We start from the raw sequence: 23,730 nt of genomic DNA, 5'->3' as shown, positions 1-23,730 counted from the left end.
AATAGCCAGCTTCGCCGCGCTGCTCTGCCGGTTCTTTTTGTTCAGTTACTCCATCTCCCTATTACATTATGAAGATTACTATCATTGGCACCGGTTATGTCGGCCTAGTTTCGGGCGCTTGCTTCGCCGACGTCGGCAATACCGTGCTGTGCCTTGACGTCAACGACGAAAAAATTGCGATGCTGAAAAACGGCGTCATTCCGATCCACGAGCCAGGCCTGGACAACATGGTCGAGCGCAACGCCAGCGCAGGTCGCCTTCTGTTTTCGACCAGCTATGACGAAGCAATTGCGCATGCCGAATGCGTATTCCTGGCAGTGGGCACCCCGCCGGATGAAGACGGCAGCGCCGACCTGACCCATATCCTGGCCGCAGCCCGCTCGATCGGCCAGCGCATCGAAAAACCAATCGTCGTGGTCGACAAGTCGACCGTGCCGGTCGGCACCGCCGACAAGGTACGGGCCGCCATCCAGGGTGAACTCGACAAGCGTGGCAGCACCGTGTCGTTCTCGGTGGTGAGCAATCCCGAATTCCTGAAAGAAGGCGCGGCCATTGACGACTTCATGCGTCCGGACCGTATCGTGGTCGGCAGCGACGACGCCGTCGCCACCAAGCTGATGCGCCAGCTGTACGCGCCGTTCAGCCGCAACCATGAAAAGCTGGTCGAGATGGACGTGCGCAGCGCTGAGCTGACCAAGTACGCCGCCAATGCGATGCTGGCTACCCGCATCAGCTTCATGAACGAGCTGGCCAACCTGGCCGAAGTGCTGGGCGCCGACATTGAAGCCGTCCGTCACGGCATGGGCCTGGACCCGCGCATCGGCTCGCAATTCCTGTACGCCGGCATGGGTTACGGCGGTTCGTGCTTCCCGAAAGACGTCAAGGCGCTGGTCAAGACCGGCGGTGACCACGGCCAGGTGCTGCACATCCTGGAAGCGACCGAACTGGTCAACGACAACCAGAAGAACGTGCTGTTCAAGAAGCTCGAGCGCTTCTACGGCGGCGTGGCTGCCCTGAAGGGCAAGACCATCGCTGTCTGGGGCCTGTCGTTCAAGCCGAATACCGACGACATGCGCGAAGCGCCAAGCCTGGTGCTGCTCAAGGAATTGTTCGACGCTGGCTGCCACGTGCGTGCCTACGACCCGGTGGCCAGCACCGAAGCGCTGCGCGTGCTCGAGCGCGAACACGGTGCTGAACGCGTGACCGAGCTGCTGACCATCGTTACTTCGGCCACCGCTGCGACCGATAATGCCGATGCACTGGTGCTGGTCACCGAATGGAAAGAGTTCCGCGCGCCGGACTTCACCGCGCTGGCTTCGATCCTGCGCGACAAGGCCATCTTCGACGGCCGCAACATCTATGATCCGCTCGAGGTCGCTGCAGCAGGCCTGTCGTACGAGGGAATCGGGCGCGTCAGCCGGACAGCTGCCTGATGCTCTCCGGTCACCATCGTATCCTGGTCACGGGCGCTGCCGGCTTTGTCGGCAGTTTCGTGGCCGCGCGCCTGGCGGCCATGGGCCATCAGGTCGTCGGCTGCGACAACTTCAACGATTACTACGATCCGCGCCTCAAGCATGATCGGGTGGCGGCGCTGCTGGCCCCGGCCGGCATCGCCTGCCATACCGTCGAACTGAGCGATGTGGCCCAGGTCGAGGCGCTGTTTGCGCGCGAACAGCCCACGCTCGTGGTGCACCTGGCCGCCCAGGCCGGCGTGCGCTACTCGCTCGAGAATCCGGCTGCCTATGTGCAGTCGAACCTGGTGGCATTCGGCAATATGCTCGAAGCATGTCGCCAGCACGCGATCGAACACCTGCTGTATGCCAGCAGCAGCAGCGTGTACGGCGCCAATGCCAAGGTGCCGTTCAGTGAAGACGACCAGGTTGATGCGCCTGTTTCACTGTACGCCGCCACCAAGAAATCGAACGAACTGATGGCGCACTCGTACAGCCACCTGTTCAAGCTGCCGGCTACCGGTTTGCGTTTCTTTACCGTCTATGGTCCATGGGGTCGGCCCGACATGGCGTACTTCAGCTTTGCTGAGAAGATGATGCGCGGTGACACGATTCCAGTGTTTGCCGAGGGCTTGCTCACGCGGGACTTCACCTATATCGACGATATCGTTGAGGGCGTGGTGCGGCTTCTGTTCAAACCGACGCCAGGTACCGCCACGTCGGCGCCGCATTCGGTGTTCAATATCGGTAACCACAATCCGGTACGGGTGCTGGAATTCATCGAGACGCTGGAAAACGTGATGGGTGTGCAGGCACGCAAGGAATTCCTGCCAATGCAACCGGGCGACGTGCCGGCCACGCATGCCTCAATCGACAAGCTCAAGGCCTGGGTGGACTTTGCCCCGACCACGTCGCTGGAGACCGGCCTGGGCCAATTCTGGGCCTGGTACCGTGAATGGGCACCGGACCGCGTCTAAGAAGCAGCATGCAAGAGCAAGAACAGATCCTGCTATTCCAGACCACTGATCCGGTCAGTGTGCGTAAGCGCTTGTTACGCTTTCGCGAAGCGTTCCTGCGCCAAGGGCCGCACTGCCGCTTTGCCGCGGTGTCGTACACCGCGTCAGCCAAGACGACCGTGAATCGGATCGTACTGGACGGTATCGAAATCGAGCACCACGTCTTTGGTCCGGACGCGATCGACACTTTGGCCTATCCGGTCAAGGGCGCTGCGCGACCGTTCAGGCTTATTCCCGGCAACTGCGATCTGGTTCCGCTTCTGTTTCGGCGCTGGCATACGCAATATGCCCAGTACTGGGTGGTGGAGGACGATGTCGAATATTCCGGCGACATCCACACCTTGTTTGCAGGCTTGGCTGACCGTGAGGGTGACCTGCTCGCTTCGCATCTCGCGCGCGGTTACGATGACTGGACGTACGCATCGATGCTGCGGGCTCCAGTCGAAGCCATGACGCCAGATCGCAGCTGGCTGGTGTTTCTGACCTTTTTCCGGATCAGCGGTGCTGCACTCGACATGATCGACGCATACTATCGCGCCGGCTGGTCCGCGCACAGTGAAAATGCCTGGGCCACTATTCTTAAACACGGTGGCATGACGGTCATCGATTTCGGTGGCAATGGCGAATTTGTAGCCGAGGAAGACCGTAACCAGCGCTATCTTGGACTGGCCAACGATGGCTTTAAAAAGCAGGGCAGTTTCGGCACGATGAATATTCGCTTGCGTCCGGGCCGCAGGCCGCACGTGCTGTGGCACCCGATCAAACCACCCAAGGCGTGGCTGCGCCAGACCCGCAAACGATGGATATCGATCGCCATGTGGCATTTTGACAAGGTCAGGCAGCGCTTCAGGTGATGTTGTTGACGTCGTTAGCCGCGTTTGCGTATAACGCGGTGACTTAAACGATGTATGTCGTTCTCGCTGACGCCGGTGAAAGTGAGTCCTGTTTGAACGGTCTACCGCTTCAAACATCGGGTACCACATCTCACGACAGCTGCCGTTCAATGAGCGTCGAAAATCTGTCGAAACATTGGAATCAAGAAGGTATTTCCATATTGATTCAGATGGCCATGATCGTAGAACAAAGGGCGACCGTTGACGCTACCCGGGCAGATGCCGTCGTGGCATAGGTAGGGGATGGGGTCCAGCAAGCGCACACCGCACCGCTTGCTGGCCTGATCCTGCGCTTCCCGAATCCAGCCGTTGCGTCGTTCATACTCGGACAGCGATATCGACACCATGGGGTCCAGTCCCAGGGCCAGTCGGCGCGACATGTGCAGTGGCACATTCACCGGCATTTCGGGCAGGGGGCGCATCATGTACACCGTGCGGGAACGCGCCAACTCGCAAGCCGAATCGATGATCGCATCGCCGAAGCGTCGCAGGAATGCCGGTGTCGTACGCGCCTCGATGTCAGTGCCAAAGTAGACTTCTGGTACACCATGTTCCACGGGCATCTCGTTGGGACCCATTGCATAGCGTGCGTAGCGTCCGATCAGGAGCACCGGAATATCCTTTGGAACCTTTTCAAGTTCTGCGTTGCGCTGCTGATTGAAGCCGAAGCAGTCACTGCCCCGGCTCAGGCGCTTGCTGTCGACGTGACGCATGCCGGGCAGGTAAATGCAGCTGTCATACGACCATTGCTGCACGCCTCGCTTGGTACCTGACGCAGCCTGGGTAATGGCCGACATCAGCACGCCGGCATGGCTGTCGCCAAGCACGATCACGCCAAGTTGCGGTGCGCCAAACAGGCATGACGGCGATGTCGTCCCTTCGCGCTGCTGGCAGCGGGCATGGTCGGGATTTCTGTCCAGGGCACCTTCCGCTGCCAGTTTGACCTCGGGACCGAAACGCTCCTCGATCCCACCCATACGCCATACGAGCATTGACGGTGCCAATACGCATAAGCATGCGAGGCATATTGTCATTGCGGCGAGAGGCTGGCGCATCCGGCTCAATGCGCGGCGTGACCGCGTTTCGACCAGTGTGTAGGAAAGCCCCCCTAGCACAACGCTGGACGCAATACCAATTCCCACTGCAAGAAGGTCAGTCGATCGCTGTGCATATTCGAGCAGGACGACAACAGGCCAATGCCACAGATAGATCGAATAAGAACGGTCACCGATCCACTGTAGCGAGGAATGATTTGTCAGTATAAAGGGGCGATTGGCAAGCAGGATGAGCATGGCGCCGCCGACCGGAAGCATTGCACGCCATCCTGGCCATGCACTGGCTTCTGTAAACAGCAAGATCGAAAGGGCGATCATGCCCAGTCCCAATCGCGCTGTTATTGCGCCATAACGCGGGCTGAGACGCTGCCGAAGTCCCAGGAAATACACCAGTCCTCCGGCGAGCATTTCCCATGCGCGTGTATGCAAAAGAAAAAATGCGGAGGAAGGATCATGCGCTGTAGTCCAGATGGAGGCGCCGAGCGACAATGCAAATGCGAACCCGCAGACGATGACGAGCGTCGAGCGGTGAGGGCGTATGCGCCACACGAACATCAGGACGATGGGCAGGATCAGATAAAACTGCCACTCTGCTGAGAGCGACCAGGTGTGCAGCAGCCACTTCTCTTGGGAAGAGGTATCGAAGTATCCGGCTTCCTTCCAAAATTTGATGTTGGTAAGGAATAACAGACTATGGATGCCGTGGGTACTGAGGACACGATAATCCGGCGGTGCCAGGAAAAAGTACCCCATCACGATCAGCGTTGCTACCAGCACGAGCAGGGCTGGCAGGATGCGCTGGGCACGGGCCAGGATGAAGGTCAGGATGGAAAAATTGCCTTGCTCGAGGCCACGCACGGCGATGCCGGTCATCAGGAAACCGGAAATGACAAAAAACACGTCAACACCGACGAAGCCGCCGCGCACTTCCAACGCCCGAAAGTGAAACAGGACAACCGCAATGACTGCCCAAGCGCGCAAGCCGTTGATGTCGAGGCGAAAAGTGCGTGCTGCGTGCTCTGGCGGCGTACTTTCTGAACTATCTTTCAGAAGCACTGTATTTTGCATGAGTCCGCATCCAGGCATGTGTTATCGGTCGATACAAGCTGCCAGCAGGGTGCGATGACTGGATCGTAAGGTAATCAGAGACGTCAGGCGTTTGCACTCACCCGCAAGAAGGTCTCGAACATCAACACTGACCACAGCGCCACGCTGTGGTCGCTCGTCCCCGCGATATGCTGGTCGACCATCTCGCGCAAGAACCTCTCGTTGAAGATGCCGGTATCGAGCAGCAGCGGCGAGAGCGCCGCTTCGCGCAGTTTGTCGCGCAGCGGCCCGCGTAGCCATGCCGCCAGCGGAATTGAGAACCCTTTTTTCGCGCGGTACAGCACATCATGCGACAGGAACGGCTCGAGCGCCTTCTTGAAGATGTACTTGCCTTCGCCACCACCGAGCTTGATGTCCGGTGGCAGGCTGGAGGCCCACTCCACGAAGGTATGGTCCAGCAGTGGCACGCGCACTTCAAGCGAGTGCGCCATGGCGGCGCGGTCGACCTTGGTGAGAATGTCGCCTGGCAACCAGGTCTTGAAGTCGAGGTACTGGAGCAGCGACAGTGGATCGTCGGTCGGCGAGCTGGCAGCATGACGGTGGAACACCTCGATCGCGCTGTAGCCCTGCAGCTCGCGCTTGAACGAATCCGAGAACAACTGCGCCCGCACGCGGTCCGGCATCTTCGACACGCCATGAAAGTAGCCCTCGACCGTGTCGCGCGCCAGTGCCTCGAAGGTGGTCTTGGCGCGGAACATGCGCGGCGCCCAGTCGGCCTTCGGATAGAGCTTGCCAAGCGTGCCGAACACAGGCTTGCGCAGGCCCGCCGGTATCTTGTCGCGCACGCGCTGCTCGGCCATCGCGAAGCGATAGCGGCGATACCCGGCAAAGCTCTCGTCGCCGCCGTCGCCCGACAGCGCCACGGTGACATGCTTGCGGGCGAGCTGGCACACGCGGTAAGTGGGGATCGCGGAGCTGTCGGCAAACGGTTCGTCGTACAGGCGGCCCAGCGTGTCGATCAGGCCGTAGTCGTCCTTGTCCACGATCTGCGCATGGTGGTTCGTGCCGTAGCGCGTGGCCACCTCGCTGGCGAACTTCGACTCGTCGTACTCCGGATCGTCAAAGCCGATCGACAGCGTGGTCACCGGATCGGGATTATTCTGCGCCATCATCGCCACGACCGCGCTCGAATCGACGCCCCCCGACAGGAAGGCGCCCAGCGGCACGTCGGCCACGGTCTGGCTCTGCACGCACTCGCGCACGCGCTCGATCAGCTCCTGCTCGATCTCCTGCATCGGCTGCTGCGGGGCGCGCTTGAACGGCACGTCCCAATACTGCTCGGGCGTGACCTCGCGTGCGCCCGCCTTGATCACGATGCGGTGGCCGGGCGCCAGCTTGTACGCATTGTGGAAGATGGTGTGCGGCTCGGGCACGTAGCCGAACGCGAAATAATCCTCGACCGCGCGCGGATTGAGTTTGCGCGACAGCTCGGGGTGGGTCATGATCGATTTCAGCTCGGAGCCGAACACGAACAAGCCATTCGGGAGCAGCGAGTAGAACATCGGCTTGACGCCGACATGGTCGCGCGCCAGGAACATCGTCTGCTTCTTGCGGTCCCAGATCGCGAACGCAAACATGCCGCGCAGGCGGTATACGCAATCCGGGCCCCAGGCCTGGTAGGCGTGCAGCAGCGATTCCGAATCCGATTTGGTGCGAAAGACAAAGCCCAGCGCCTCCAGTTCGACGCGCAGCTCGCGGTAGTTGTAGATCTCGCCGTTGAACACCATCACCACGTCGCGCTCGGCATTGACGATCGGCTGCTGGCCGCTGGCCAGGTCGATCACCGACAGGCGGCGGTGGCCCATGCCCATGCTCGGTTCCAGGTACAGCTCGCCCTCGTCGGGGCCGCGGTGGTGCTGGCTTTCGTTCATGCGGCCCAGGGCCGCGCGGTCGATCTCCCGGTTGCCGAGGGTATCAAAAATGCCGACTATTCCGCACATGCTGTCTGGTTCCGCTGAAGTTAAGAGTTGACGATGGGACGCAGCCGCGCCGGCGCCTTGCGCGCGCACAGGCCGTCGTACAGCGCGGTGTACGCGCCGAGCATGGCGGCCATGCTGTACTTGTCTTCGATGCGCGCGCGCGCGGCCGCGCCGTGGCGTGCCCGCAGGGCCGGGTCCTGGACGTAGCGCGCGAGCGCCCCGGCCAGCGCGTCGACCTCCACCGGGACCAAGATACCATGCACGTCATCGACGACGACTTCGGGGATCCCGCCCACGCGCGAGCATACTGACGGCAGGCCGCAGGCCATCGCTTCGAGCAGCGACACGGGCGTGCCTTCGGCCAGCGAGGGCAGGGCGAAGATGGTAAAGCCATGCAGCAGGTCGGCCACGTCGGCGCGCGCACCGGGCAGCCACACGACGTCCTGCAGGCCGGCGTCTGCGACCTGCGCCTGGATCTTGCCGAACAGCGGGCCGTCGCCGACGATCGACAGGCGCAGCCGGTCGCGCAGGGCCGGCAGGCGCTCGCGCAGCAGCGCAAACGCGGCCACCAGGCTGGCGTGGTTCTTGACGTCCTGCACCCGCGCCACCGCCCCGATGACGATGTCGTCGGCGCCCCACGGCGCGGCCGTCACCGCTTGCGCGCGCGGGGCATAGCGGTCGGTATCGACGCCATTCTTGATCAGATGGTTCTTGGCCGCAGGGATGCGGACAACCTCGCTGAACCAACGCTGCAGATCGTCCGACACCGGCACATAGCAGTCGATGAACGGCGCGAGATGGTGCCGCAAAAAATTGTGCTTGGGGTTCAGGCCGTGCGGATCGGAGGCATCGCGGCCATGCTCGGCGTGGATGCGCACCGGCACGCCCGCAGCGGCTGCCGTGAAGCAGTACTCCATCGCCGACAGGTTGTAGGTGTGCAGGATCGTGGGCCGCAGGCGCCGCATCAGCTTCCAGAAATCGACGTGCACGCGCAACCCGTTCCCGGGCGGCTTGTTCAGCGCATACAACGCGACGCCCGGTTGCGTGATCTTGTCCGCGAACGCGCTGTAGCGGGTCAGGCAGACTACCGCATGCCGGTATTTTTCGGCCGGCATGCGGTTGATGCAGTCGACCAGCAGCGTTTCCAGCCCGCCGACATCAAGGGAATACACCAGGTGAATAACGAGGGGTCGCTGGGCGTTCAGCACCGCCAGATCACTGTGCATGGTCCGTACGTTCCCGTTCAATGCGCGCGCGCGTGCTCGATGGCACGCTCGATCGCCTGGCCTTGCACCGTCATGAAAGCGCGCAGTGCAGCGCGCGCAGCGTCGGGATCGTCGCCCACCGGCGCCGACAGCAGCACGACGGCGCCATCGTCACCGCGGAAGCGCAGCTTGGCCTGGGCCTGCAGCAGCTTGCCGACGTAGTTGTTCGAGGTCAGGTGGCCGTCGATCGACATCCATTGCCACACCAGGAACTGGCCGCCCGGACCGGTCATCCGCGTTTCACGCAGCGCGACCGGTTTGCCGGCGATCGTTTCGCTGCGTCCCGAGCCACCCAGTGCATGCCAGGCGTCGTCGGGCGCGGCGAGCATATTGATGGAGCTGATCAGGGCCTTGCCGTTGCGCTGGTTGCGGTAGTAGATGATGTCGAGCGAGACCGGCACGCTGGCGTCGGGGTTGCGGAAGGTGGCGCGGTAAGTGGCGTCCGGCGCGACCCAGCGCGGCGTCCAGCCGGTAAATGGCGCCGCCTGCGGCCAGCCGACCGCCACGTTCGTCAGCTCTACCGGCCGGGGATTGAGATTGGCCGCATCGTTGTAGCGGGCAAAGCCTGGCCACAGCGCGGCCAGCGCCACCACGGCGGCGCACATCGCTGCCATGCGGGCCGTGCTGACCGGGGGCAAACCATCGCGGCGCGTGCGCGCCGCGACCGGCAGTTCGCTCGCCGGGAGCGGATCGTCTTCGCGCCAGAAGCTGCCGATCCAGAACATCAGCAGCATGACCAGCCCGAAGAAGACCCAGCCGTAGATCAGGTGATCCACGCCCGTGGCCAGTTCCATGCCGGACAGGTGGCCGATCATCACGATCATGTACGCGCGCAGACCATTGGCGATGACCGGCACGACGATCGATACTGCCACGAACATCAGGCGCTTCTTCGTCGACTGGTAGGTCAGGTAAGCGTACAGGCAGCCCAGCGTGACCGACGAAATCAGGTAGCGCACGCCGCTGCAGGCTTCCACCACCGACCACGAACCGGTCGGCAGCTCGAAGCGGGTGCCGTTGCGCAGCACCGGGATGCCGGTGGCCTGCACGGCCCACACGGTGAAGTCGGCAGTCAGGTTGATCAGCGGGCCGACGAACACTTCGCCGAACGGGACCGCCAGCAGCAGAAAGAGAAGCGGAAACGCGAGCGCCCCGGCCAGGCGCGGGCCGAGCATGGCCAGCGCCACGATCGGGAACATGGCGACAAACGCGTATTGCATCACGACCTGCACTTCGCCCATGCGCGCCAGCAGCCAGCCGGCCCCCAGCATCGCCAGGAGGAGCAGCGCGGGCGCCCAGGGACGCGCGGGAATCGCGTCGAACACGTCGCGCCGGCGCCAGATCAGCCACAGGCTGATCGGCAGGATGGCGTAGCCGTGGGCGAAGGTCTCGGAGCTGTTCCAGATCGCGACCAGCGATTCGGCGGTGCCCAGGTACAGGAAGAAGGGCGCGAGCAATGCCAGCGCGATCAGCATGGCGCTCGAGCGTGCCAATGGCGTAGGAGCAGAGACCAGCGCGGCGTCCAGCTTGGCGCCGGCAATGCCGGATGGGGGTGTCACGTGCATTCCAGTCGCTCCTCGATGCAGGCCAGGTTGCTTGGCCAACTATAGTGATCTTCGACCCGCGCGCGTGCGGCGCGGCCCATGCTTGCGTTCTGTTCGTGCTGGCGCGCCAGCAGCGCGCCCACGGTCTCGATCCAGGCAGGTGCGCCGTCGGCCACTGCCAGCTCGCTGCCCGGGGCCGCGTCGATGCCTTCGAGCGCCTGCGGCGAGACCACCGTCGGCGTGGCCATGGCCATCGCTTCGAGCACCTTGTTCTGGATGCCGCGCGCGATGCGCAGCGGCGCCACCGCCACGCAGCCGTGGCGGATATACGGGCGCACGTCGGGCACGGTGCCCGTTACGGTCACGCCCGGCAAGGCGCCAAGCGCCTGGACCTGGGCATTCGGGCGCGAGCCGACGATGTAGAAGGCCAGCGCCGGATCCTGCGCGCGCAGGGCAGGGAAGACCTCGTCGCAGAACCACTGCACGGCGTCGACGTTTGGCCAGTAATCCATCGCGCCCGTAAACACCAGGGCGCGTTCGCCCGCGGCGTACGGGCTGGCAAAGACATGTTCGGGCGAGAAGTATTCGGTATCGACGCCGTTGCTGAAGTGGCCGATGCGCGCGACGCTTTCCGGCGCCAGCTTGCGAAACAAATCAGCCTCGGGCGCGGAGACGAACAGCGACGCGTCGTACTGGCTGGCCACCTGGCGCTCGTAGCGCAGCAACTGGCGCGCTTCGTGCCGGTACAGCCAGCTCATGGGCGGCGACTTCTTCTCGGCATACTGGCGCCATTTATCGGAATCGACGTCGCAAAAGTCGATCACGCGGCGCGCATCGCCCAGCTTGTCGGCGTATTGCGCCATGGGTGACGAGAACACCATCACGCGCTGGATATCGTGCGTGGCGACGGCCTGGTCGACCCAGCGCGCCAGTCCGGCATCCTGGTAGTAGTCGAGCGACAGCGAGCGGTTCTTGACGAGCGCGCCCAGGCTGCGCACGCGGGCACGCAGTGGATTAAGAGGGGCGAAATGGCTGCTGGCACACAGCGCCTCCACCGCCGGCACGTGCTGCCAGTCGTCGGCATCGTCGACGAACGTGGCCAGGTGCACGCGGTAGTCGCGCGCCAGGTGCTTGAGCAGGTGGTAGGAGCGGATCTTGTCGCCCTTGTTGGGCGGGTAGGGGATGCGGTGAATCAGCAGCAGCAGGTCTTGCACGTTGTCAGCCCAGGTTGCGCACGATGTAAGGGCCCAGGAAGTTCGCCACCGGCAGCGGCAGCTTTTTCCACACCTTGATGAACAACTGGTACTTGGGGTTCAGCGGATTGTTGTCCGGCAGCGCATCGGTGGCGTACAGCTTGTACTCGTACGGCAGCGGCGTGGCAACAAAACCCCAGTTCTTCTTGAAGTCGTAGGCGCCGGTACCCAGCTTGCTGCGGCCGAAGTCGAACAGGCGGCAACCGCGCGCAGCAGCCGCCTGCATCAGGTTCCAGTACATGAAATCATTGCCCGCCACTTCGCGCGCCAGGTCCATGCCGCCGCCGTAGTACGGCACGACTTCGTCGCGCCAGTAGAACGACAGCACCGAGCCGACCAGGCGGTCGTCGCTGGTATAGATCGAGCGCACTTCGCATTCGGCGCCGAAGGTCTTCTGCAGCAGCGCAAAGTACTTCTTCGGGAACACCGGGGTACCCAGGCGCAGCACGCTGTGGGCATACGCCGTGAACATATGGTCGACGTTGTCCTCGACCACGCCTTTCAGGCCCAGCTTGATCCCCTTGCGCACCATGGCGCGCTGCTTGCGCGGGATGGCGTTGAGGTTCTCGTCATCCACCGCGCTGATCTCTTTGCGGAACGTGACGTACAGTTCCTTGGTCAGCCAGCTTGGGTCGTGCGGGTGCGCACGCTCCATGGCGCGGTATTCGAGGTGGCCCACGCCGAGCTGGCGCGCCAGCGCATCGGCCGCGCCATCGAGCAGCACGCGCGCGCCGTCGTCGATGGCCGCCACGCCGCCGTAGACGCAGAACGGCATCGCGCCGAGCGAATGGCCAAACAGGCGGCTCTTGATCTCTGCCAGCGGCAGCACGCCCTGGATCTGGCCGTCCTGCTCGACGAAGTAGAACCAGGTCTTGATGCCGAACGATTGCTCGATCACGGACTGCCAGCCGGACAGGTGGAAGAACGTCGCTTCCGGACAGGCCCGTACGAATGCATCCCAGCGCGCCGCGCTCTGCGGCGTCATCAAATGCAGCGTCTGCGGACCGGCCGCAGCGGCGACGGGCGCCGCGCGCCGGGCCTGCGCCGCTTCGATGATCGAATTCATGGCTTGTCCAGGAAGATGCGGTCCATGCGGTCCCACTTGAAATCACGCGCCAGCTGTTCGAGACGGCGCTCCATGCGGTCGATATTGACGTAGTGACGGAACTTCGCCTTGGCGCCCAGGCCGTCGGGCCGTGGCTGGTCAGTGTCGATTTCCCACGGGTGGAAGTAGAACAGGGCCGACTCGCCGTCTTCGCGGTTGACCTTTTCCATCATCCAGCGCGACAGCGCATACGGCAGCAGGCGGAAGTAACCGCCGCCGCCGGCCGGCAGGTGACGGCCAGCCATCTTCACCGTGGTGATCGGCACTTCGAGGATGCCGTCCGGGCCGTTCGGGTAGAACGCGAAACGCGGCGCGTCGGGCATGCCGTAGTGGTCGTGCGCGATCGGGTAGATGCTCGAGCTGTACTTGTAGCCCGCTTCGTGCAGTGCGTCGAGCGCCCACAGATTGCCGTGGCCGATCGAAAAACTCGGCGCGCGGTAGCCGACGACGGCCTGGCCGCCGATGTCTTCCAGCAGTGCCTTGGCCGAGCGGATATCGTTGTCGAATTCGGCGCGGCTCTGGTCCGAGGCGCGCAGATGGCCATAGCCGTGGCTGGCCAGTTCGTGGCCCGCTTCGACGATGCGGCGCACCATCGCGGGATAGCGCTCGGCGATCCAGCCCAGCGTGAAGAAGGTCGCGCGCACGCCTTCGCGCTCGTACAGCGCGAGGATGCGTTCCATATTGGCTTCGACGCGGCATTCGCGCGTCGGCCAGCTGTCGCGATCGATGTACGGGGCAAAGGCCGACACCTGGAAGTAGTCTTCCACGTCGCAGGTCATCGCATTGCGGATTTTTTCACCCGGCGCTGGACGCGGTCGGGCTGCGGGAGCGGTCATTTTCATGGCGGGTTATTCCTGGTGGTCCGGGTGGTGGGGCGCGGCGCCGGAGGCGTTGGGTGGCGTGGCGGCGATCTTTTTCAGGATCGACAGCACCGACACGATCGATTTCTCGAGGCGCATCATGCGCTCGTCGAGCTGCTCGACGCTGGCGCGGCGCTCGCCCGGGTGTGGCTCGTTGCCGTGGTCGCCGCCGATTTTCTGGTCGTTTGCATCGCCCAGGTCGTCGGTATCGGGCGCGTCGAATTCTTCCGAGATGTCGCGCACCACGTCGTTGATGTGCGCTTCGGTGAACGCCTGCAGTTCTTCCAGGTAGCCCATCAGGAGCACGCGGTCCATCAGCGTGTTGGTCTTGCGCGGGATGCCGCCGCTGTAGGCGTAGATCGCACTGTAGGCGCCGTCGTCGAACGATGGCGTGCCCTGCCAGCCGACGGTGCTCAGGCGGTGCTCGACATACGCGCGCGTCTCGGCCGCATCCATTGGGCCCAGGTGGTAGCTGGCGATGACACGCTGGCGCAGCTGCTGCATGCCGGGGCTGTGCAACGTGGCGCGAAACTCGGGCTGGCCCAGCAGGAACGTCTGCAGCAGCGAGCGTTCGTCGGTCTGGAAGTTCGACAGCATGCGCAGTTCTTCAACCGTGCGGGCGTTGAGGTTCTGGGCTTCGTCGATCACGAGCAGGGCGCGCTTGCCCTGGCGGTCGACCGTGCGCAGGAACTGTTCGAGGCGGTTGAGCAGCTCGGCCTTGCTCTGGCCTTCGTACGGCAGGCCAAAGCTCGACACCACCATGCGCAGCGTGTCTTCGGGATCGAGGCTGGTGTTGACGATGTGCGCGGCCACGATCTGGTCGAGCGGCAGTTTGCCCAGCATATTGCGCACGAGCGTGGTCTTGCCGGCGCCGACTTCGCCCGTGATGACGATGAAGCCCTCGCCTTGCGACAGGCCGTACTCGAGGTAGGCCATGGCGCGCTTGTGGCCCTTGGACCCATAGAAGAAATGCGGGTCAGGGCGGAGCTGGAAGGGCTTGGCCGACAGGCCGTAATAAGATTCGTACATCGTGATTGTCGCTGTTTTTAGAACTGCATGGACAGGGTCGCCACCATGGCGTGCTCGGTGTAGGTGCCACCGCCAATATCGCTGCGGTCGCTGTTCCAGCGTCCGACGTCGCCGCTGCGACGGCGCAGGTCGACCGCGCCGAGCAGGTCGCCGAAACGGCGTGATACGCCAAGACGAAGCGTGCTTTGCTGGTCTTCAAGACCGACCGAGCGGGATTCGCTCTGGTCGAAGTTGTAGGAGGCAGTCAAATTGGAGCGCGAACTGAGACGGTATGTATAGTTAGCGTTGAAGCCACTCTGTCGCACATTATCGTTCAGGCCGATTTGCTGGCTGCCCAGCAGCGGACTGTCGCTTTGCTGGGAAGACAGCGCATTGCGGTCGGTGGCATATACCGAGAACACGGCGTTGCTGAACCCCCTGCGGTATCCCACCGATGCGCGCAGCGATTTCTGGCGCAGGAACCGGTTACTCAGGTAGTTGACGCTCTCGGTCAGCGATGGCGGCAGACCGTTCGCCTGGATGTAGGCTGCGACGATGCGTTGGCGCTCGATCGGATCGGGATAGGCCGTGGTGAACATGCTGTCGAGCAGGCCTGCTGTATCGAAGGTCGAGGGCAGCAGGAATTGCTGGCGCGACGTGGTTACCGCATCGTCGTAGCTGATGTTCCAGGTCGTGTGACGGGACCGGTGCAGCACGGACAGCGTGCCGGTGGTGCCGTAGAAGTGACGACCCAGCGTCGCCTGGACATTGGTGCGCAGCGATGGCGACCAGGCAAAGCCCAGTGACCAGTTGGCGCCCTGGTCGCCATCGCCCAGTCCCTCGTACCGGTAACGGTCATAGCCGGCGTTGGCCAGCAGCGACAGGCGCTGGGTGAGGACGTACCGCAGATTGCCTGACAGGTTTTCGGTTGACGAATCGCCATACTCGGCGCCGCCCAGTTCCTGCTTGAGATACGAGATGCCCCAGCCAACTGTCCGGAAGCCTCGGCCGCTGTTGAGTGTGGCCTGGATGGTGTCGCCACCGGTGCCGCGATAACCGAGGGTATCGCCACCGCCGACCGAGTCACGCGTGTAGCGCAGTGTACCTGCCGCAACATTGCCGAACGTATGGGTCAGGTAGGGGCTGATACTCCAGCTGTCGATATCCGCACGGTTGCGGTTCGAGTACATGTCGTTGCCGGCGCGCGGACCGAAGGCCGAGACGCTCCGCTGCCCACGTGAGGCGCTGGCGTCGATGAAGAACAGGTCGCGCACGACTTCGCCGTTGAGCGTGCCACGGTAGGTGCGCTGCGTATTCGAGGTATTGAAGTTCTGGCCGATGACATCAGGGTCGGACCGATCGCGGTTGTCGTTGCCGTGCAGGTACGCGAACGCGTGCAACTGTGCGGTGGCCTCGACTTTCAGGCGCCGGCTGCGGTTGAGCACCGTAATGCCGGGCGATACTTGAGTGATCAGGTCGCTGTATGCGAGCGCGTCTTCGGTCAGGTTGACGTTATCCGTCCAGATCTCACTGACGAGCAGCGTCGGCGTGACTCTCCATTCGGCCTGCGCCGGGAATGCGGCCAGCAGCATCGCAGCCGCCGCCAGCGGCGCCAGGCGCGGCATGGCACGGCCAGCGCGCCCTTTAGCCATAGTGATAATCATACGTTTCTTCAATGCCAGGAATATCCCTGGTCTTGTTGTACAGGAGATTGACGTTTGCCATTCCTTCGAGCTGCTGCAGGGCTTCCTTGACTGCGTGCTGGGTCGTGGTCTGGGCTTCTACCACCACGACGATCTGGCCCATGTGGCTGGCCAGCACGCGCGATTCACTGGTGAGCATCAGGGGCGGCGAGTCGAAGATGATCACGCGGTCCGGATAGCGGTGCGCCAGCTCGTGCACCATCGCTGTCATCGTCGAGCTGGCCAGCAGTTCGGTCGCGCGCGGCGTGCTGGTGCCGGCCGGCAGAATGGACAGCGTGTCGACGTTGGTGCGCAACATGACGTCCGACAGATCGAGCGTGTCGTCCAGCAGGATGTCCATCAGGCCGCGCTGGGCGGGCAGGCCGAGCGTGCGCAACACCGAAGGGCGCGCCACGTCGGCATCGACCAGCAGGACGGTGTGATCGAGCTCCATGGCAATGCTCATGGCCAGGTTGATCGCGCTGTAGGTCTTGCCTTCGCCCGGCAGCGAGCTTGTCACCATGATCAGGTTGCCCGGATTTTCCTTGGGACCGCGTTCGGCAAAGGCGCGCTTGAGCAGCGGGCGCTTGATGATGCGGAACTCTTCCAGCAAGTTGGTGCGTCCACCCGCTGCCGTCACCATGCCCAGCTCGCGCATGCGTGCCAGGTCCAGTTCGATGCGGCGGGTGCTTTGGCGCCCGGCAAGTAGCTCCTCGCGGGGGGCATCGGACGCCGGGGCGGTGGTCAGAACCGGTTCCGCACGGACGGCATCCTGCGATGCCTGGCGCGCCGGGATGAATTCGGGATTGGTGACGATTGGATCGCTCTGATCCGCCGCGGTACTGGCAGCGGGAGTGGGAGCAGCGTTCTGGCGCTGCTGGTCAATGCGGCTGGCCGCTTTTTCGATAATGCTCACATTTGCTCCTTGATGGCCAACCGGCCTTACATCGTCGTGCGAACCAGGATGGCGGCGACGCCGGCACCATACAGGCCGAACAGCACCAGCACCGAGGCGGCCAAGGCGAGCAGGCGGCGCTTGCGCAGCACGGTCTGTTCGGCGGTCCAGTTCATGCTCACCGACCCGAGGATCGGCAGACCCGTTGCGTCACGCAGCGCAGCCTGGCTCAGGAAAGTCGGACGCAGCTGGCTCAACAGGAACGCACCGGCCAGGCCGGCGAGGAGGGCGGCGACAAAGACCAGCGAGAACAGTCGCAGACGGTTCGGGCCGCTTGGAATATTTGGTGCCGTTGGCGGGTCAATCACGCGGAAGGTGAGCATGTCGGTGGCCGACGACAGGTCCCCCGACAGCTTGGCCGACTCGCGGCGCTCGACCAGCTTCTGGTAGTTTTCGCGATTGACTTCGTAGTCGCGGTTCAGGCGTGCCAACTGGGCCTCGATCTCGGGCACCTGCTCGCCCTGGCCGCGCAGGCGACCGGAACGCGAACTGAATTCGGCCACACGCGCTTGCAGCGAAGCGACGCGCGCTTCGGCATCGGACAATTGTACAGTCAACTGCTGCAACATCGGGCTGTAGCTCGCACCCGGATCCAGGCTTGGTTTGGTGTTCTTGGCAGCCTCGGCGCGGCGTTCCAGCAACTGCTCGAGCAGGCGGCGATTGGCGACGATGTCGGGATGCTGCTCGGTGTACTGGGTGCGCAGTGTGTCGAGCGTCTTGTTGACGTTGGCGATGCGTTCGTCCATGACCGGATCGACGAAGATCGGCGCAGCACGCGTGCCGCTGCCGCCGCGGTTGTCGCCCGAAATCTGGCGGCGAATTGCATTGCGCGCCTGTTCTGCCTCAGCCAGTTCCAGACGCGCCTGGTTCAGCGCTTCATTGGTGGCCATCATGCGCGAGCCGTAGTCGGCGCCTTGGCTCGGCAACATGCCGATGTTCTTGATCTTGAATTCCTTGAGCGCGTTCTCGGCTTCGGCCAGGCGTTCTTCGTAGCTACGGATCTGGTCGTCGATGAATTCGACTGCCTTGTCGGAATCCTGCTTCTTGCCGCCAAAGCTGCCTTCGACGAAGATCGTCAGGAAAGCCTGGACCACGTCCTTACCTTCGCGCGCGCTGGTGCCCGTGTAGCTGATGGTGTAGATGTCATCGCGTTCAGTGCCGGCAATCTTGATGTTGGCCATCATGTCGTCGACCAGCTTGTTCATTTCCTTCGCGTCGCTCGCTTTGACATCCAGGTCAACCTCGCGCACGACGCGTTCCACGTTCGGACGGCTGATCAGCGTGCGGCGCATGAACAGCACCTGCTGCTCCAGGTTGGGCAGCATGGTCATGCCGGAGAGCAGTGGCTTGAGGATGCTCTGGGTATCAACGTAAACGCGAGCCGAGGCCTGGTACTGATTGGGTAGTGTATAGACGACCAGCCACCCGGCCAGCGCCACTACCCAGGCGATGATGACCGCATGCCAGCGGTACTTGCCGATGGCTTTTAATAAGTTAAGAATCTGGGAAGTAATTTCAGCCATCGTATCGGTCTCGCCGGTCAGGTCCCGGTTCCTAAAAAACCAGGCTCACAAATAAACAACGTGCATGATCGCTTGTACCCTAAGCAATTGCAATTGAGGGTTAGGAAATCCAGCGATTCTGGGTAATTGGTACCATTGTTTGCAACACATCCGCAAACAGCGGTCGGGAATCTTAAATAAATTTCATTAGTGCACGCTTAATTGTTGCATTATCGCAAACATTTGATGAACTTGCTTGGTGTATTTTTTTGAACCGTTGCTGCTGGATCGTGATGAAGCAGGAAGAAAGGCGTGTTGCTCAAATTCAAAGGTTCTTATTATAATGGCTAAATTCCGAAATGGTCCGTACGATTGCTTCCGTTGTGCAACTACACTACACAGAGAAGTCGAGAAGTCCTGATGATGCGTCGAATGATTGGAATGAAGCTGGCAGCAGGGGTGCTAGCCTGGAGCATGGGTCTGCCCGCAATCTCCGCGACTCTGGTTCAGACGGTGGCAGCGGTCAAGCCTTCGATCGTGGGCATTGGCACGCAAATGCAGACCCGCAGCCCGGCCATCGTGTTCAGCGGCACGGGGTTTGTGGTCGGCGACGGCCTGAGCGTGATCACAAATGCTCACGTCGTGCCGAATCAGCTTGATGGGGCAAGGCTCGAACAACTGGGTATTGTCATCCCTGATGGCACCGGTGTACGTTTTCGCGCGGTCCAGGTGATCGGCGTTGATCGCCAGCATGACCTGGCGCACCTGCGCTTTGAAGGGGCGCCATTGCCCGCAATGCGGCTGGGCGAGGCGAGCATGGCGGCCGAAGGGCAGGCGCTGGCATTCACCGGATTCCCGCTCGGCATGGTGCTGGGGTTGTATCCGGCGACGCACCGCGCGCTGCTGGCGGCAATCACCCCGGTCATGCAGCCATCGCTTAGTGCGCGCCGACTCGATGCACGCGCCGTGGCCCAATTACAACGCACGGCCTTCAGCATCTATCAGCTTGATGGGACTGCCTATCCGGGCAACAGTGGCAGTCCGCTATATGACCCCGACACCGGACAGGTTCTGGGGGTGATCAATATGGTGTTTGTGAAGGGCTTGAAGGAAACCGCAATCACGGCGCCGAGCGGGATCACCTATGCGATCCCCGTGCGCCATGTAAAAGAACTACTGGCACGGTAGGCAAGGCGGTCGTCTGAAAGTCGCAACACCAAAGTATTTCAACTGTGCATGGCTTGTTTCATTCGAGGTCTGCGCTACAATAGCGTAGGTCATGATGCCGAAATAACAATTATTGATGTGCGCCGTACGCCATTTAGCAAGTAGAGCACGCGGTGCAATAGGACTGAAGCGATGATGAAACTGACAAAATACCTGGTAGCCGCTGGTGCTGCTGCCTGCATGCTGATCCTTGGCGGCTGTGCCACGCCTGTGGCGCCGAGCAGTGCTGCCATGGCGCCGATCAATCCGGATTACCTGATCGGCCCTGGCGACAGCGTTAATATCATTGTCTGGCGTAACCCTGAAGTATCGATGTCGGTCCCGGTTCGTCCGGATGGAAAGATCACGACGCCATTGGTAGAAGACTTGCCGGCCGCAGGCAAGACCTCGACCCAGCTGGCGCGCGATATCGAAGGCGCCTTGGCCAAGTTCATTCAACAGCCAGTGGTCACCGTCATCGTCACCAGTTTCGTCGGTAACTTCAGTGAGCAGATCCGCGTGATCGGCCAGGCTGCACGTCCACAAGCGCTGCCGTATCGCCGCGATATGTCGGTGATGGATGTCGTGATCGCTGTCGGTGGTGTGACAGAATTTGCCTCGGGCAACAAGGCCAGTATCATTCGCAACGTCGATGGCAAGCAAGAAAAATTGATGGTCCGACTGGACGACTTGATCAAGGATGGCGATATATCAGCTAATATCATGATGCGTCCCGGCGATATCCTGGTTATCCCCGAAAGTTTCTTCTAAGCTGTTGTCGGATATTCTTACACACTGTTTCTCGTGTAGCTTGTCAATGTACTAAAGCAAGTTTGAGTATCACTTAAGTAATTGTTTTTTATAAAATATTCCCGCAGGAACTTTTTTGGGCACGAATTTTGCTCGTTCATCTGCGTGCGCAATTGAAATCGAGGACTATCCGTGGCTAATGATCAACAACAAAGCGGTAACGAGCCGCAGCAGCTACCCCCACCGGTACCGCCAGCAATGCCCAAGCACGGCGCAACGCGTCGTCGCCTGGCCAAGGCAGGCCTGGGTGCAGCTGGTGTGTTGTGGACGCTCGAGAGCCACGCGACGCTCAGCAAAACCGGTTTCGTGTGCGAGTCGCCGTCGGCGTACGAATCGGCTGGCCTGAACAGCAACATCGCCACCGAGCAGCGATGCCGTCCCTTGTCGCCAACGATGTGGTGCTTTATCCAGAGTGGCTGGCCTTGTAACAAGACAAAGCGCTTTGCCGAGGTCTTCTCCTGCAATGAGCGTCGTTTTGCAACAACGTACTACAGGGATAGCCTGCTTGCAGTGATGAAGGCAAGTTACGACAGGGATAAAATCGGCTGCCACCTGGCGGCGGCTTATCTCAATGTCATTTCCGAGCGCGTTCCGGTTCTCACCGTACCCACGCTCAAGCGCATGTGGAGCGAGCTCAAGGTAAGTGGTTACTTCAAGGTAGACGCCAATACCTACTGGTCCGTTGCCGAGGTCAGAGATTATCTTGTCTCTATCCACGGCCGGTGACCGCACCGGGTCCTGGCGCCGTCCCGGGGATGCAGGCTTGCATTTCCGTCAGTTTCAGGATGAAGTCGTATTGTTCAATTCGCTGTCCGGCGCCACCCATCTGCTGAGTCCTGAGGCGCTCGTCGTGCTTGAACAACTCGGTGCGGGCCCGCTCTCCGAATCGGCCCTGACGACGGCGCTGCGCGATCGCTTTGAAGTGGACGATGCGACCCTGTCCGACGACGTGGCCAACCTGCTCGGACAACTTGCCAGCCTGGATCTCATTGAACAATGTCCCTTGTAGCCGATCTGGGCCGTGCTGAACTGGTGCGGCGTCTTGACGGTCCCGGTCTGTTACTGCGTACTGGACCTTTTGTCAGCCGTATTCAATCAAATATTTCACTCGTCGCCGATGGGATAGGGTCTCTGTATCACGACTATCCGATCGAAGAGGAGGGGGGCTTCGCCGATTTTCAGGTGCGTCTGCGTCAGCCCACCGGCCTGCGCCGCTGGTGGCATCCCCAGGTGCGCTTCGATTACGATGGCCGCCAGCCATTCGCCCCGCTGCCGCTGGCCCAGGCTTGGCCGATGTTCGAATGGGTCATGAACTGGTGCGTCTCCAATCGTGCTCACCGCTACCTGATCGTGCATGGGGCCGTTGTCGAGCGTAACGGGTGCGCGATCGTCTTGCCAGCGCCGCCCGGTTCCGGCAAAAGCACGCTGTGCGCGGCCCTGGTCTGCCGTGGCTGGCGTTTGCTCTCGGACGAATTGACGCTGGTGCGGCGTGGCGATGGCCTGCTGGTGCCGCTGGCTCGTCCGGTCAGCCTCAAGAATGCGTCGATCGATATCATCCGCGCTTTCGCGCCCGATGCTTTCCTGGGTACGCCGGTGCCTGGCACCACAAAGGGGACAATTGCGCACCTGAAAGCGCCGCCCGACAGTGTTGTGCGGTTCAGCGAGCCAGCGCGTGCACGCCATATCGTGTTCCCCCGCTATCAAGCAGGGGCCGTCACCACGCTCACCTCCGTTTCCAAGGGCCAGCTATTCATGCAGGTGGCCGACAACGCGTTCAATTATTTCGCACTCGGGCCGGATGGCTTCGACTGTCTGGCAAATCTGGTCGATGATTGTGATGGTCACGAATTTATCTACAGCCAGCTTGATGAAGCCATCGCCCTGTTCGACCGCCTGGCGGGAGTGGGGTCATGATGTCGCCTGCCTCATCGCTGCTGGTCGAGGTCCTGGCCACGCCGGGCCGCGTCCGTTTTCTCGACCTGCCTGGCTGGGAGCGCTTGCTGCGCCAGGCCAACAGCGCCAATGTCGGCGCAATCCTTGTCTATTTGCTGGAAGACAACGGCCTGCTCAACGATGTGCCGCCCAAACCGCGTGAGCACCTGGAAGCAGCGCGTATCGTGGCCCTGCGTCACCGGCGCCTTGCCGGCTATGAGGTTGGACGAATTCGCAGCGACCTGGCCGGTCTCGGTCTGCCATTAATTTTGCTCAAGGGCGCGGCGTATGCAATGGCCGGCCTGCCATCCGGGCGTGGCCGCCTGTTCTCGGACATCGACATTCTGGTGCCGAAGGACAGCCTCGACCAGGTAGAGCGCGCGCTGATGGTTCATGGCTGGGCCAGCACCCACCATGACGCCTACGACGAACGCTATTACCGCACCTGGATGCATGAGCTGCCGCCAATGGTGCATTTGCGCCGCGGTAATGCAATTGATGTTCACCACGCGATCCTGCCCGAAACGGCCCCGGTGCGGCCCGATCCGGCACTGTTGCTTGCGGCAGCACGGGAGATTCCTAGTGAGCAGGGCGCGTTGGGTATCTACACGCTATGCCCACACGACATGTTCTTGCACAGCGCCGTGCACCTGTTCTTCGGTGGCGAATTCGACCAGGGCTTGCGCGACCTGTTCGACCTGCATCGCCTGGCGCTGCATTTTGGCACCGAGCCAGGGTTCTGGGATGGCCTCGTGGCACGCGCCGATGCGCTGGAACTGACGCGCCCGTTGTTCTACGCACTGCGTTACATCACCCGCACGTTCGGGACGCCGGTGCCAGCCGCAACGCTGGCTGCTGCCGCGCCGTTTGGCCCGACGCGCTTGTTGTTGCCACTGATGGATGCGCTCTTCCTGCGTGCGCTGTCGCCATTGCACCCGGAATGCGCTACGCGCTTCGACGGTGCAGCCCGCTTTGCCTTGTATGTGCGCGGAAACTGGTTGCGTATGCCACCAGTGTTGCTCGCGCGCCACTTGTTTCACAAGGCTTTCTTGTCGCCACGTACCGCAGAGGCCGCTTGAGCTGCTACTCTTTACTTTCTAACGAGTTTAGTAGCCCTGGTGCCAGAAAAAGTTCATTTTGGTAACCAAATTTATAAATTGTAATTAT

20 protein-coding genes are annotated in these 23,730 nt (G+C 61.9%); 9 read left to right on the top strand and 11 right to left on the bottom strand.

The features are described from left to right. Positions 1-68 precede the first annotated feature (68 nt). Genes IFU00_18735 through IFU00_18725 form a run of 3 tightly spaced genes read left to right on the top strand, consistent with a single transcriptional unit; the run spans position 69 to position 3,321 of the window. The gene (locus tag IFU00_18735) at positions 69-1,433 is read left to right on the top strand and encodes a UDP-glucose/GDP-mannose dehydrogenase family protein (GenBank protein MBD8544317.1); all 1,365 of its coding nucleotides are present in this window, start codon (positions 69-71) and stop codon (positions 1,431-1,433) included. Further along, positions 1,433-2,428, top strand: a complete 996-nt coding sequence (locus tag IFU00_18730; protein ID MBD8544316.1) for an NAD-dependent epimerase/dehydratase family protein — start codon at positions 1,433-1,435, stop codon at positions 2,426-2,428. The genes IFU00_18735 and IFU00_18730 overlap by 1 nt, the downstream gene beginning before the upstream one ends. 8 nt (positions 2,429-2,436) lie before the next feature. Continuing rightward, entirely contained in the window at positions 2,437-3,321 is an 885-nt protein-coding gene (locus IFU00_18725; protein ID MBD8544315.1) for a hypothetical protein, read from the top strand. A gap of 146 nt (positions 3,322-3,467) precedes the next feature. Here the strand turns inward: IFU00_18725 and IFU00_18720 are convergent, their stop codons facing one another. The 11 genes from IFU00_18720 to IFU00_18670 all read right to left on the bottom strand — a co-directional run bounded on the left by IFU00_18720 (position 3,468) and on the right by IFU00_18670 (position 18,636). Next, positions 3,468-5,483 (bottom strand): acyltransferase, encoded by a 2,016-nt coding sequence (locus IFU00_18720; GenBank protein MBD8544314.1) that lies wholly within the window; start codon positions 5,481-5,483, stop codon positions 3,468-3,470. Between the two features lie 83 nt (positions 5,484-5,566). Continuing rightward, a complete protein-coding gene (locus tag IFU00_18715; GenBank protein ID MBD8544313.1) occupies positions 5,567-7,462 on the bottom strand; it encodes an amidotransferase 1, exosortase A system-associated in 1,896 nt (631 codons plus the stop codon). Between the two features lie 20 nt (positions 7,463-7,482). Continuing rightward, entirely contained in the window at positions 7,483-8,667 is a 1,185-nt protein-coding gene (locus IFU00_18710) for a TIGR03088 family PEP-CTERM/XrtA system glycosyltransferase (GenBank protein MBD8544312.1), read from the bottom strand. Positions 8,668-8,684: 17 nt separating this feature from the next. After that, positions 8,685-10,271, bottom strand: a complete 1,587-nt coding sequence (gene xrtA, locus IFU00_18705; protein ID MBD8544311.1) for an exosortase A — start codon at positions 10,269-10,271, stop codon at positions 8,685-8,687. Further along, a complete protein-coding gene (locus IFU00_18700) occupies positions 10,262-11,464 on the bottom strand; it encodes a TIGR03087 family PEP-CTERM/XrtA system glycosyltransferase (protein MBD8544310.1) in 1,203 nt (400 codons plus the stop codon). Before IFU00_18700 ends, xrtA begins: the two co-directional genes overlap by 10 nt. 4 nt (positions 11,465-11,468) lie before the next feature. Next, on the bottom strand, positions 11,469-12,569 hold the full coding sequence (locus IFU00_18695; GenBank protein MBD8544309.1) for a FemAB family PEP-CTERM system-associated protein: 1,101 nt from the start codon (positions 12,567-12,569) through the stop codon (positions 11,469-11,471). Beyond that, entirely contained in the window at positions 12,566-13,450 is an 885-nt protein-coding gene (locus IFU00_18690; protein MBD8544308.1) for a DUF3473 domain-containing protein, read from the bottom strand. The genes IFU00_18695 and IFU00_18690 overlap by 4 nt, the downstream gene beginning before the upstream one ends. A 6-nt stretch (positions 13,451-13,456) precedes the next feature. Then, positions 13,457-14,497: an AAA family ATPase gene (locus IFU00_18685; protein MBD8544307.1), complete on the bottom strand. Its 1,041-nt coding sequence runs from the start codon at positions 14,495-14,497 to the stop codon at positions 13,457-13,459. Positions 14,498-14,514: 17 nt separating this feature from the next. After that, positions 14,515-16,101: a TIGR03016 family PEP-CTERM system-associated outer membrane protein gene (locus IFU00_18680; protein MBD8544306.1), complete on the bottom strand. Its 1,587-nt coding sequence runs from the start codon at positions 16,099-16,101 to the stop codon at positions 14,515-14,517. A gap of 19 nt (positions 16,102-16,120) precedes the next feature. Continuing rightward, positions 16,121-17,074 (bottom strand): tyrosine-protein kinase family protein, encoded by a 954-nt coding sequence (locus IFU00_18675; GenBank protein MBD8544305.1) that lies wholly within the window; start codon positions 17,072-17,074, stop codon positions 16,121-16,123. Positions 17,075-17,100: 26 nt separating this feature from the next. After that, positions 17,101-18,636, bottom strand: a complete 1,536-nt coding sequence (locus IFU00_18670) for a chain length-determining protein (GenBank protein ID MBD8544304.1) — start codon at positions 18,634-18,636, stop codon at positions 17,101-17,103. Between the two features lie 399 nt (positions 18,637-19,035). Between IFU00_18670 and IFU00_18665 the strand changes: the two genes are divergently transcribed. From IFU00_18665 to IFU00_18640, 6 genes are all read left to right on the top strand, one after another. Continuing rightward, the gene (locus IFU00_18665) at positions 19,036-19,803 is read left to right on the top strand and encodes a trypsin-like peptidase domain-containing protein (protein ID MBD8544303.1); all 768 of its coding nucleotides are present in this window, start codon (positions 19,036-19,038) and stop codon (positions 19,801-19,803) included. Between the two features lie 171 nt (positions 19,804-19,974). Continuing rightward, the gene (locus tag IFU00_18660; protein ID MBD8544302.1) at positions 19,975-20,592 is read left to right on the top strand and encodes a polysaccharide biosynthesis/export family protein; all 618 of its coding nucleotides are present in this window, start codon (positions 19,975-19,977) and stop codon (positions 20,590-20,592) included. A gap of 171 nt (positions 20,593-20,763) precedes the next feature. Beyond that, positions 20,764-21,357, top strand: coding sequence for a hypothetical protein (locus IFU00_18655; GenBank protein MBD8544301.1), 594 nt, complete (start codon positions 20,764-20,766; stop codon positions 21,355-21,357). Between the two features lie 37 nt (positions 21,358-21,394). Continuing rightward, positions 21,395-21,640 carry an HPr-rel-A system PqqD family peptide chaperone gene (locus IFU00_18650; protein ID MBD8544300.1) on the top strand — a complete coding sequence of 82 codons (246 nt, stop codon included), beginning with the start codon at positions 21,395-21,397 and terminating at the stop codon, positions 21,638-21,640. Further along, entirely contained in the window at positions 21,628-22,545 is a 918-nt protein-coding gene (locus tag IFU00_18645; protein MBD8544299.1) for an HprK-related kinase A, read from the top strand. The genes IFU00_18650 and IFU00_18645 overlap by 13 nt, the downstream gene beginning before the upstream one ends. Next, a complete protein-coding gene (locus tag IFU00_18640; GenBank protein ID MBD8544298.1) occupies positions 22,542-23,642 on the top strand; it encodes a nucleotidyltransferase family protein in 1,101 nt (366 codons plus the stop codon). The genes IFU00_18645 and IFU00_18640 overlap by 4 nt, the downstream gene beginning before the upstream one ends. Positions 23,643-23,730: the final 88 nt, after the last annotated feature.

The sequence above is a fragment of the Oxalobacteraceae sp. CFBP 8761 genome (assembly GCA_014841595.1).
In the GTDB taxonomy this organism is placed as follows: Bacteria; Pseudomonadota; Gammaproteobacteria; order Burkholderiales; family Burkholderiaceae_D; genus Telluria.
Note: the sequence above shows the minus strand (reverse complement) of the source record. Positions and strands in the feature narration are given on the sequence as shown.